The 9,971-nt window shown below is 69.4% G+C and carries 10 protein-coding genes and 1 tRNA gene; 7 read left to right on the top strand and 4 right to left on the bottom strand.

Annotated features, from left to right (window positions below; all coding sequences use genetic code 11):
• Nucleotides 1-248: 248 nt before the first annotated feature.
• From VGR06_RS40920 to VGR06_RS40910, 3 genes are all read right to left on the bottom strand, one after another.
• Nucleotides 249-422, bottom strand: coding sequence for a DUF397 domain-containing protein (locus VGR06_RS40920; protein WP_327564631.1), 174 nt, complete (start codon nucleotides 420-422; stop codon nucleotides 249-251).
• A gap of 18 nt (nucleotides 423-440) precedes the next feature.
• Nucleotides 441-890, bottom strand: a complete 450-nt coding sequence (locus VGR06_RS40915) for a DUF5753 domain-containing protein (RefSeq protein WP_327564630.1) — start codon at nucleotides 888-890, stop codon at nucleotides 441-443.
• Nucleotides 891-996: 106 nt separating this feature from the next.
• Nucleotides 997-1,932: a sigma-70 family RNA polymerase sigma factor gene (locus tag VGR06_RS40910; RefSeq protein ID WP_414637441.1), complete on the bottom strand. Its 936-nt coding sequence runs from the start codon at nucleotides 1,930-1,932 to the stop codon at nucleotides 997-999.
• Between the two features lie 16 nt (nucleotides 1,933-1,948).
• On the opposite strand from VGR06_RS40910, the gene dnaG reads away from it, so the two are divergent.
• From dnaG to VGR06_RS40895, 3 genes are read left to right on the top strand one after another with little or no spacing between them, the layout of a single operon-like run.
• Complete coding sequence (dnaG, locus tag VGR06_RS40905; RefSeq protein ID WP_327564628.1) at nucleotides 1,949-3,850, top strand: DNA primase; 1,902 nt, start codon at nucleotides 1,949-1,951, stop codon at nucleotides 3,848-3,850.
• Nucleotides 3,847-4,389 (top strand): hypothetical protein, encoded by a 543-nt coding sequence (locus VGR06_RS40900; RefSeq protein ID WP_327564627.1) that lies wholly within the window; start codon nucleotides 3,847-3,849, stop codon nucleotides 4,387-4,389. Before dnaG ends, VGR06_RS40900 begins: the two co-directional genes overlap by 4 nt.
• 37 nt (nucleotides 4,390-4,426) lie before the next feature.
• Nucleotides 4,427-5,200 carry a trans-aconitate 2-methyltransferase gene (locus VGR06_RS40895; protein WP_327564626.1) on the top strand — a complete coding sequence of 258 codons (774 nt, stop codon included), beginning with the start codon at nucleotides 4,427-4,429 and terminating at the stop codon, nucleotides 5,198-5,200.
• Here VGR06_RS40895 and VGR06_RS40890 read toward each other — a convergent pair.
• Entirely contained in the window at nucleotides 5,188-5,424 is a 237-nt protein-coding gene (locus tag VGR06_RS40890) for a hypothetical protein (protein WP_327564625.1), read from the bottom strand. The two genes, VGR06_RS40895 and VGR06_RS40890, sit on opposite strands and share 13 nt — an antisense overlap.
• Before the next feature lie 122 nt (nucleotides 5,425-5,546).
• On the opposite strand from VGR06_RS40890, the gene VGR06_RS40885 reads away from it, so the two are divergent.
• From VGR06_RS40885 to VGR06_RS40870, 4 genes are all read left to right on the top strand, one after another.
• Nucleotides 5,547-5,619, top strand: a tRNA-Asn gene (locus VGR06_RS40885).
• A gap of 457 nt (nucleotides 5,620-6,076) precedes the next feature.
• Nucleotides 6,077-6,439, top strand: a complete 363-nt coding sequence (locus tag VGR06_RS40880; protein WP_327564624.1) for a PadR family transcriptional regulator — start codon at nucleotides 6,077-6,079, stop codon at nucleotides 6,437-6,439.
• A gap of 104 nt (nucleotides 6,440-6,543) precedes the next feature.
• Complete coding sequence (locus VGR06_RS40875) at nucleotides 6,544-7,863, top strand: hypothetical protein (protein ID WP_327564623.1); 1,320 nt, start codon at nucleotides 6,544-6,546, stop codon at nucleotides 7,861-7,863.
• Between the two features lie 219 nt (nucleotides 7,864-8,082).
• On the top strand, nucleotides 8,083-9,969 hold the full coding sequence (locus VGR06_RS40870) for a beta-L-arabinofuranosidase domain-containing protein (RefSeq protein ID WP_327564622.1): 1,887 nt from the start codon (nucleotides 8,083-8,085) through the stop codon (nucleotides 9,967-9,969).
• The last annotated feature ends 2 nt before the right edge of the window (nucleotides 9,970-9,971 follow it).

Below are 9,971 nucleotides of genomic sequence, written 5' to 3'. Positions count from 1 at the left end.
CGGAACATGCCTACGCCAAGCCGGAACATGCCTACGCCAAGCCGGGACACGGCTACGCAAAGGCGGGACACGCGCCAACGGTGCCGACCTACCGGGTGTGTCCCGCCTTCAGGTAGCCATGTCCCGGCCTCCGGTAGCCAGCGTCAGCGATCTTGAAACGGCCGTGGGGTAGGGACTTTGCGGTCGAGGTCCAGACGCATCATGCTGCGCATGGTGTTGAAGGCGTTCGGAGAACTGGAGCCGGCGCCCTACCAGTCCTGGATAGCGCTCACGAACTGCCGGAGGTTGACGCGAAGGGTTGGTCCCTCGGGGTTCTTGGAGTCCCGGACGGCAGCAAGATCGTGGGACACCTCGATGCATGCCTCGCCGTTGCTGCTGAAACTCGATCGGCGCCACTGGTGGGGACGCGGTGCCGTACCCATGGGTCGTTCCTTCCACGGTCAGCCGAGTGTTGCCAGCCGCGCCTTGATCGCCTTGACCGATTGCGGCTGGGACAACGCTACGGAGCGCAAGAGTTCCGCGCTGCCAGTGTACTTGTCGACCTGCTGCTGATCTTGAATGTAGACGGCGTCATCAGGGATTTCCACGTAACCGATGGATTGTGCCTGCTTGCGACCCTCCGCATCGATGAAGTGCAGAACGGTGAACCGGCCCTCCAGGCCGTCGTGCCGGCCGACGGCGGTCGGCAGGACCAGGATTTCCACGTTGTCCCGTCCGGACAGGTCGATGAGGTGGCGAAGTTGCTCGCGCATGACGAGCGGGGCGTTCTCGCCACCGATCGGCCGGTCGAGGATCGACTCTTCGATCATGGCCGTCAGGTGGAGCGGCCGGTCCTCGGCGAACAGGCGGTCCTTGCGTTCCATGCGCAGGGGGAGGGAGCGGCGATCCACTTCGGTCGCAGCGGCCCGGACGTGATCATGGACTTCGCCGACGTGGACAGCCTGGAGCGGTTGGCGGCCGTGGCGGCGGCTGGGGCGCGGCAGCTTCGGGACTGGATCAGTCGGGCAGCCGAGTGAGCTTGTCCGGGTTGACGATGTCGTAGACGGTGACCACCTTGCCGTCGCGGATGGCGAACGTGGTGGCGCGCCGGGAGAGGTCGCGGTGCTCGTCGCCGCCCGGGATGTCGGGGATGGTGAACCCGGCGTCGCCGTTGACCAGGACCGGCCGCGCGGCGGAGAGCGCCTCGGCGCCGTACATCTCGAGCAGCCCGAGCATGAAGCGGGCAAGCTTGTCGGCGCCGACCATGATCCGGCGCGCGGTGCGGGCCTTGCCGTTGCTGTCGCCGATCAGCACCGCGTCCGGGTGCAGCAGCTCGACCACGCCCGGCAGGTCGCCGGCGGCCAGCGCCTTCATGAACCGTTCGATCAACGCCTGCTGCTCACCGAGCGGGGCCCGCGGGGGCGGATCGGCCTCGGCGGCGGCGCGGCGGCCGCGGGAGGCGTGCTGGCGGGCGGCGGCCTCGGAGACGCCGAGGGTCTCGGCGATCTCGGCGAACGGCACGCCGAACGCGTCGTGCAGCACGAAGGCGACGCGCTGCTCCGGGGTGAGCTGGTCGAGCAGCACCATGGCCGCCATCCGGACGCCCTCGTCGCGCACGACCGTCTCGAGTGGATCTTCGCTGGGCGGCGCGCCGAGCGGGGTGACCACCGGCTCGGGAAGCCAAGGGCCGACGTAGCTCTCCCGGCGGAACGCGGCCGAGCGCAGCCGGTCCAGGCAGATCCGGCCGACCACCGTGGTCAGCCAGCCGCGCAGCTCGCGGATCGCGGCGCGGCGCTCACTGTCCAAACCAGACAGTCGAAGCCAGGTCTCCTGCACGGCGTCCTCGGCGTCGGACACCGTGCCGGTCAGCCGGTAGGCGACGCCGACGAGATGTGCCCGGTGCGCGGCGAACTGCTCGGCCAGGATGTCGTCGCTGACGGTCACGCCACCCAGCCTAGACTTGGACACCGTGGCGGGCAGAATCCGGGAGAGCGACATCGCGCAGGTCCGTGAGCGCAACCGGATCGACGAGGTGATCGGCGAGTACGTGGCGCTGCAGCGGGCCGGCGGCGCCGCGCTGAAGGGACTCTGTCCGTTCCACGACGAGAAGTCGCCCTCGCTCAACGTGCGGCCCAGCAACGGCACGTTCCACTGTTTCGGCTGTGGCGTGGGCGGCGACGTGATCGCGTTCGTGATGCAGCTCGACCACCTGAGCTTCGTGGAGGCGGTCGAGCGGCTGGCCGACCGGGTCGGCGTCGCGCTGACCTACGAGGGCGGTGGCCCGACCGTCCAGCGCGACCGCGGCACCCGGGCCCGGCTGGTGGAGGCGCACAAGGCGGCCGCCGAGTTCTACGCCGAACAGCTGCGCGGCCCGGAGGCGGCCAAGGCGCGTGAGTACCTGACCGAGCGCGGGTTCGACGCCGCGGCCGCGGCCACGTTCGGCTGCGGGTTCGCGCCGTCCGGGTGGGACAAGCTCACGAAACACCTGCTGGGCCGGGGTTTCGAGCTGACCGAGCTGTACAAGGCGCAGCTGTCCCGGGAGGGCCGGCAGGGTCCGATCGACCGGTTCCACCGCCGGCTGCTCTGGGCGATCAAGGACCTCACCGGTGACGTGGTCGGCTTCGGCGCGCGGCGGATCTTCGACGACGACCCGATCGCGGCCAAGTACCTCAACACCAGCGAGAGCCCGGTCTACAAGAAGTCCCAGATGCTGTTCGGGCTGGACCTGGCCAAGCGGGAGATCGCCAAGCGGCACCAGGTGGTCGTGGTCGAGGGCTACACCGACGTGATGTCCATGCACCTGGCCGGCGTGCCGACCGCGGTGGCCACCTGCGGCACGGCGTTCGGCACCGAGCACATCTCGGTGCTGCGCCGGCTGCTGATGGACGACCAGTTCTTCCGCGGCGAGGTGATCTTCACCTTCGACGGCGACGAGGCCGGCAAGAAGGCCGCGATGAAGGCGTTCGAGGAGGACCAGCGGTTCGCCGCGCAGACGTTCATCGCGGTCGCGCCGGGCGGCATGGACCCGTGCGAGCTGCGCCAGGCCAAGGGCGACCAGGCGGTGCGGGATCTGATCGCGCGCCGGCAGCGGTCGATCGAGTTCTGGGTTCGGGCGGAGCTCGGCGAGCACGACCTGGACACCGCCGAGGGCCGGGTGGAGGCGCTGCGCCGGGCGGTGCCGGTGGTGGCCCGGATCAAGGAGGAGGCGCTGCGCGACGAGTACGCGCGGCAACTGGCCGGCTGGGTCGGCTGGGAGGACATCCAGACCGTGGTGCGCCGGGTGCGCGAGACCGCGGGGGGCGGCGCGCCGGCTCCGGCGCGGCGGAGCCGTCCGGCCAACCCGAACCAGGCCGCGCTCGCCGTCGACGTGGACGGTCCGCCGCGGCCGCCGCGCAACGACCCGCGGCTGTGGCTGCAGCGCGAGGCGCTCAAGGCGGCGCTGCAACTGCCCGAGTTCGCCGGGCCGTACTTCGACAACGAGGTGCCCGGAGAGGCGTTCACCCACCCCGCTTATGTGGAGGTCTACCAGGGTTTGCTGGCCGCCGGCGGCACCTCCTCCGGTCTGTCCGGCGCGGCCCTGGTCGAGGCCACCGGGCAGAACTGTCCACATCAGACGGTTCGGTCGCTGGTCACCGAGCTGGCGGTGGAAGCGTTGCACCACAAGGAACCTGACGCCCGGTACGTGGGCAGCCTGGTGGCCCGGATGATCGAGGGTGTGGTCGGCGCCCGGATCGCGGAGCTGAAGTCCAAGCTGCAGCGACTGAATCCGATCGACGAGGCGGACGAGTACCGGGCGCGGTTCGGTGAGCTGGTGGCCCTCGAGGAGCACCGCAAGGGGCTGAAAAAGCAGGCGGCTGGTGAGACGGTGTGACCAGCTGGGCGCGCAGGCTGGTCGAGCTGGTCGCCGGACGCGGTGTCCCGCAAGGGTTTCCGGGCTCGCTGGAGTCCGATGAGCACGTGCTCGCGGTGGCCGAGCTGGACGGTGGCGGGCACCTGGTGGCCACCTCGCTCGGCCTGTGGCTGCCGGTCGCCGAGGGGGTCCGCCGGGTCGGCTGGCATCTGGTCAGCAAGGCGACCTGGAGTGGCGGCGCGCTGACCGTGACCGAGGCGGAGGAGCGGGGGAGCGCGGGTTCGGCCGTGCTGCTGGCCGACCTGCCGGCGCGGCGGTTCGTGCTGGCGCGGCCGGGGCTGGTGCCGCGGGTGGTGCAGGCGCGGGTCACCGGCTCCATCCGGTCCCGGCACCACCGCGAGCTGCCCGGCGGCGGTGCGTGGTTCGTGCAGCGGCGGGTGCCCGGCGCGGACGGCGCGGTGCTGCAGGTCCGGCCCGATCCGGGTACCGACGAGGACGCGGTGCGGCGGATCGCCACCGAGGTCGCCGCGCGCCTGGAGGAGGTCCGCCGCTCCCCGTAGAGTAAACCGTACGTACGGTTTGCTACGGAGGTGCGCGATGTGGGACCCCGGCAAGTACCTGATGTTCGACGACCACCGGTCGCGGCCGTTCGAGGAGCTGGTGGCGCGCATCCGCGCCGAGTCGCCGCGGCGCGTGGTGGACCTCGGCTGCGGGCCCGGCCACCTCACCGAGACACTGGCCAAGCGCTGGCCCGCCGCGGCGATCGAGGCGTTCGACTCCTCGCCGGAGATGGTCGCCGCCGCCCGCGAGCGCGGCATCGACGCGGAGGCCGGCGACGTCCGCGACTGGCGCCCACGCCCGGACACCGACGTCGCCGTGTGCAACGCCGTCCTGCAGTGGGTGCCCCGCCACGAGGAACTGCTCCGCCGCTGGGCGGTCGAGCTGCCGCCCGGCGCCTGGCTCGCCATGCAGGTCCCCGGCAACTTCGCCGCGCCGTCGCACGTCAGCACCCGCGCGCTCGCCGCGTCGCCGAAGTGGGCGCCCCGGCTGGCCGCCGCCGGCCTGCGCGACGAGGACTCGGTGCTCGACCCGACCGGTTACGCCACGATCCTGGCCGAGGCCGGCTGCGCGGTGGACGCCTGGGAGACGACCTACCTGCACCGGCTTACCGGCTCTGACCCCGTGTTGGACTGGCTCACCGGCACCGGCCTGCGCCCCGTCCGCTCCGTGCTCGACGACGCCGCGTGGCAGGAGTACCGCGCCGACCTCGCCCCCCGGCTGCGCGCCGCCTACCCGCCGCGCGCCGACGGCACCACCTGGCTGCCGTTCCGCCGCGTCTTCGTGGTCGCCCAGACCCCCTACGCTCGCTGATACCCCGCTTCGCTGGTGCTGCGGTACCCGTTGTGCTCGCCCTTCGCCGACCGCCCGAACCCGGTCTTCTCCCCGATCTTCGCCCGCGCGATGCCGGCCGCCCCTTGCACCGCCGGATGGTCGGCCAACCTCCGGTACACCCGCACGATCTGCTCGTACCGCTCCCGCCCAGCCTTCGCCCCCAGCACGTACCCCACCGCCGCCCCCATCAGGAACGCCTTCATCCCGACCTCCAACCATCCACGACGTGCTCCCACCCCATCCTCCCCCACCACCCCCTAACCCGCTGGCCGCGTACGCTAGGCTTGCGGAGTCGGGCCGCGTGGCCCGCGGAGCAACGCCCCCTTCCTCCGTAGCTCAATTGGCAGAGCATTCGGCTGTTAACCGAAGGGTTGCTGGTTCGAGTCCAGCCGGGGGAGCAAACATACTGGTAGACGGGTTGTGGATCTACCAGGACCGGGCGCAAGCTGCTGCTCCCGGTGCCGCTCGTACAGGCTCCGCCCGTCCTCGGTGCGCAGGTACGGCAGCATCACCTGGTCCAGCGTCACCATCTGGGTGGCGACGATTCCCGCCATGCCACGCGGGGCAGTGACTGGCCTGGTTCCGCTCAATCACCACGTAGCCGATGCGGTCACTCACCATCCACGGTCCCCTCCCAGTGCATCCAACGCCGCCAAGTTCCCTGCCTTCGGCGCCGCATAGCGGAGAGCGCGAGCCAGGTCGTTTCGGGTGTCTCGTGGGGGGTGCAACCCCACACTCCGCCCGGGGCAAGCCCCGGCTCACCGAGAGGCGCGTTCCTGGGCACAAGATCAGAGCCGACCGCGGGTCAGCCCTTCTCAGGTAGCTATGTAGAGTTCGATCCTATAGACTTCAACCATGCAACGCCTCCGCATGACCTTGCAGACCCAGGCGGTGATCGGGGCACTTCTCGACCAGGGTCCCGATGAGGAGTTGTACGGGCTTGAGATCGTCAAGGCGAGCGGACTTCCTCCTGGGACGATTTATCCCATCCTCGTGCGGCTTCGAGCGGCCGGCTGGATTCACGATCGCTGGGAATCTTCCGAAGAGGCTCAGCAGCGAGGTCGGCCGCCCCGGCATTACTACCATTTAACGACCGAAGGCCGCGCTCAGGCGTCTCACGCGGTCGATTCAGTTGGCGGAGATCGGAGCACATTCACAGGGTTCCTGGCCAGGCACTTTCCTACGCGCGCGACAGAAAACCCCGAGGTGCAGGAATGAGCCGAAACAGTCGCCGGGCGATCAGAGACGCTGCTCGCGCGCTGGCTATCGCAGATCAGCGAATGATGTTCGTCCGCGGGAGATCGGGCGGTGGACATATCTACATGGACGTCAGCAGGGCCGCGCGCTTGTCCGACACCGAGATGCTCGACCCGAGCATTGCTGTGATAGGGCTGGAACAGGCGCAGATGCTTGCTGAGACGATCAAGATTCGAAACGCCGTTACTGGCAGCTATAGCAATGGTGCCGCGACGGTGCGCAAGGCGACGAAGGCGGTTGAGTTGGCGGCCGAACACCTTCAAAAAACGACGGAATTTGGCAAGGCTGGTCCCATGATCCGCGCCGAACAGGCGCGCATCTCAAAAATTGTAGAAGATCATCTCAAGAGCACCGATGAAAAGCGGGATTTCGCCAAGTACACCGATGTTCAGATCAGGAACCTCCTACACCAGGTGACGCTGCTCGACAAGGAGTATGCGGCCGCGCGGGCGGTGGTCAGGAAGTCTTCAATCGCCGCCACAATCGCCCTGGAAAGCGCCCGGCAGGCATCGTCGGTCGACGCCGATCAGTTCCTGGCCGCTGCGATCGAGGAATCTCGTCGAAATGTCCGGCGGGCAGCAGAGATCCTGGTGCTGGCGGCCGAGTGCGGGCTACGGGTCAAGCAGGGAAGGGAACCGACTGATGAGTGGGCGACCGCGCGGGCCGCCCGGTCCATTCTGATCGCGGCGATGGCGATGGCCACCGCAGAGGTTCGGGTGGAGGAGGTCAACCGCCTGCTCGCCGAGAACGCCCTTGACATGCCGACACCTATCAGGAGGCGCCAGCACAGTTTCCTGATGCGCAAGCTGGTCCGGATCCGGGCCGAAGCTGAGGTCGCCGACTACGTCTTCGGCCGGGCTTTGGTCGCGGCCTCCGTTCCCACACTTGCGATCAATCAGAACACCCGGGGTGTTTTCGGGCTGCTGGCGCTGGCCGTTCGCCGGCTGTTGCCCGACCGTGATGGGTTGGAATGGTGGGGCGACCTCAACTCCACACTGGGCGAGGCAGATCCGTCCGACCGGCAACGGTACATCAAGAGCTACCTCAGGAGTGCGCCAGCCGTCCTGCTGTCCAGTTGGGCGCGGAGGCTGACCGGCGGCAGCGGGGATTTCGGCCGTAACCAGGCCGAAAGCGCCCTGTTGGCCAGGCCGGACGACCCGCCGGGATGGCGTCTCGCCTTCTCCATCTTGCACGGTCAGCCGCGCGTATGGCGACGCGCAGCTGGGCTGCTCCTCCTGATCGTGGGCGGACTGACGGCGGTTGCCGTGATCTCCGGAGGCTCCACCGCTGCCATTATGGTCGGCGCAATCGTCTCGGCGATAACGGCCGGAGCGACGGTCGGCTTGCGCAGAAAGAGAGGGAGCGAGCATCGCGACGGCACTTAGCGCATTCCTCACGTGCAATCGGTGACAAGGTGGTGAACCCCGCGTCGGCATTCACCGTGTTGCCATACCAGCACACCGGTGCCGCTCGGGGATGAGCGGCACATTCAGTGAGTTCTCAACGGGACGGCCTGGTTGTGCGTTGACAGGCGTCTGAGGGAGTTCTACGTTCGAAGGCGGTGATCCGAACACTGTTCGATATTTCGAACGTGAGGAGCCGTCATGAGCCAGGTGTCCCGGCGGACCGCGCTTCGAGTGGGTGCACTGGCGGCCGGCGTGCCGTCGGCGTTGGGTGCGGCCGGTACGGCGCGGGCCGTCGCGTCCCCGCCGGCGGACCCGGCGAGCTGGGTGGTCAGGCCGTTCGCCAACGAGCAGGTGACGTTGCGGTCCAGCCTGTTCACCGCCAACCGGGACCGGATCCAGGAGTTCCTGCGCGGCTATCCGGCCGACCGGATGCTGGCGGTGTTCCGCGCCAACGCCGGCCTGGACACCAGGGGTGCGCAGCCGCCGGGCGGCTGGGAGACCGCCACCGGGAACCTCCGCGGACATTACGCCGGTCATTTCCTGAGCGCGCTCGCCTTGGCGTACGCGGGTTCCGGGGATGCCGCCGTCAAGGACAAGGTCGACTACCTGGTCGGTGCGCTCGGCGAGTGCCAGGACGCGCTGAACGAGCAGGTCGGCCAGCCGGCGCCGCCCACCCCGCCGGTCGGGCGCGCGCCGGGCCGGCTGGGCAACGCGGTGCGGCTGAACGGCAATGGGCAGTACGTGTCCCTGCCGGCGGGGATCGTGAGCGGGCTGGCCGACTTCACCGTCGCGGTGTGGGTGAACCCGGCGGCGGTGACCACCTGGTCCAGGATCTTCGACTTCGGCACCGGCACCACCCGCTACATGTTCCTGGCGGCGAGCGCGGGCTCCGCGCCGCGGTTCGCGATCACCGTCAACGGCGCGGGCGGCGAGCAGCGGATCAACGGCACGGCGGCGCTGCCGACCAACCGGTGGACCCATGTGGCGGTCACGCTGGCCGGGAGCACCGGCACGCTCTACGTCGATGGCGAGCCGGTCGGCACCAACGGTGGCATGACCGTGACGCCGTCGGGTCTCGGCGCCACCGACCGGAACTGGATCGGCCGGTCCCAGTTCGGCGACCCGCTGCTGAACGCGGCGGTCGACGACTTCCAGATCTACGACCGGGCACTGCCGGCGGCCGAGGTGCGGGCCCTGGCCGGCGGGCAGCCGGGCGCCGGAAACGTGGCGTCGTACCCGTTCGACGAGAGCGGTGGGGACAAGGCCGGCGACACGTCGGGCCACGGGCGGGACGGCACACTGGTCGCCGAGCAGGCCGGCGCGCCGGGCCCGAGCCACCGCGGATATCTGGCCGCGTATCCGGAGACCCAGTTCATCCTGCTCGAGCAGTTCGCCACGTACCCCACGATCTGGGCGCCCTGGTACACCAACCACATGATCATGAGGGGCCTGCTGGACGCGCACCGGTTCGCCGGGAACGAGCAGGCCCTGCGGATCGTCACCGGCATGGCCGAGTGGGCGCACAGCCGGCTGGCGCACCTGCCGCGCGAGCAGCTGGACCGGATGTGGCGGATCTACATCGCCGGCGAGTACAACGCGATGGCCGCGGCGCTGGCCGACCTGCACGCGCTGACCGGCGACCCGGATCACCTGGTCACCGCCAAGGCCTTCATCAACACCTACCTGTTCGACGCTGCCGTGCGCAACGAGGACATCCTCGACGGCCTGCACGCCAACCAGCACATCCCGCAGTTCCTCGGCTACCTGCGCATCTTCGAGGAGACCGGCGAGCGGGACTTCCACACCGCGGCCGCGAACTTCTGGAACATGGTCGTTCCGCACCGGACCTACACCGACGGCGGCATGGCCGGCTCCGGGGAGATCTTCGGGGCGCGGGACGTGATCGCCCGGACCATCCAGCAGGCCAACGCCGAGACCTGCCCCTGCTACAACATGCTGAAGCTGAGCCGGAACCTGTTCTTCCACGATCCGGATCCGAAGTACATGCAGTATTACGAGCGGGCGCTGTACGGCCAGATCCTCGCCTCGCGGCGGAACACCAGCAGTACCACCAACCGCTGCTGACC

This window comes from Actinophytocola sp. (assembly GCF_036002505.1).
In the GTDB taxonomy this organism is placed as follows: domain Bacteria; phylum Actinomycetota; class Actinomycetes; order Mycobacteriales; family Pseudonocardiaceae; genus DASYTH01.
Note: the sequence above shows the minus strand (reverse complement) of the source record. Positions and strands in the feature narration are given on the sequence as shown.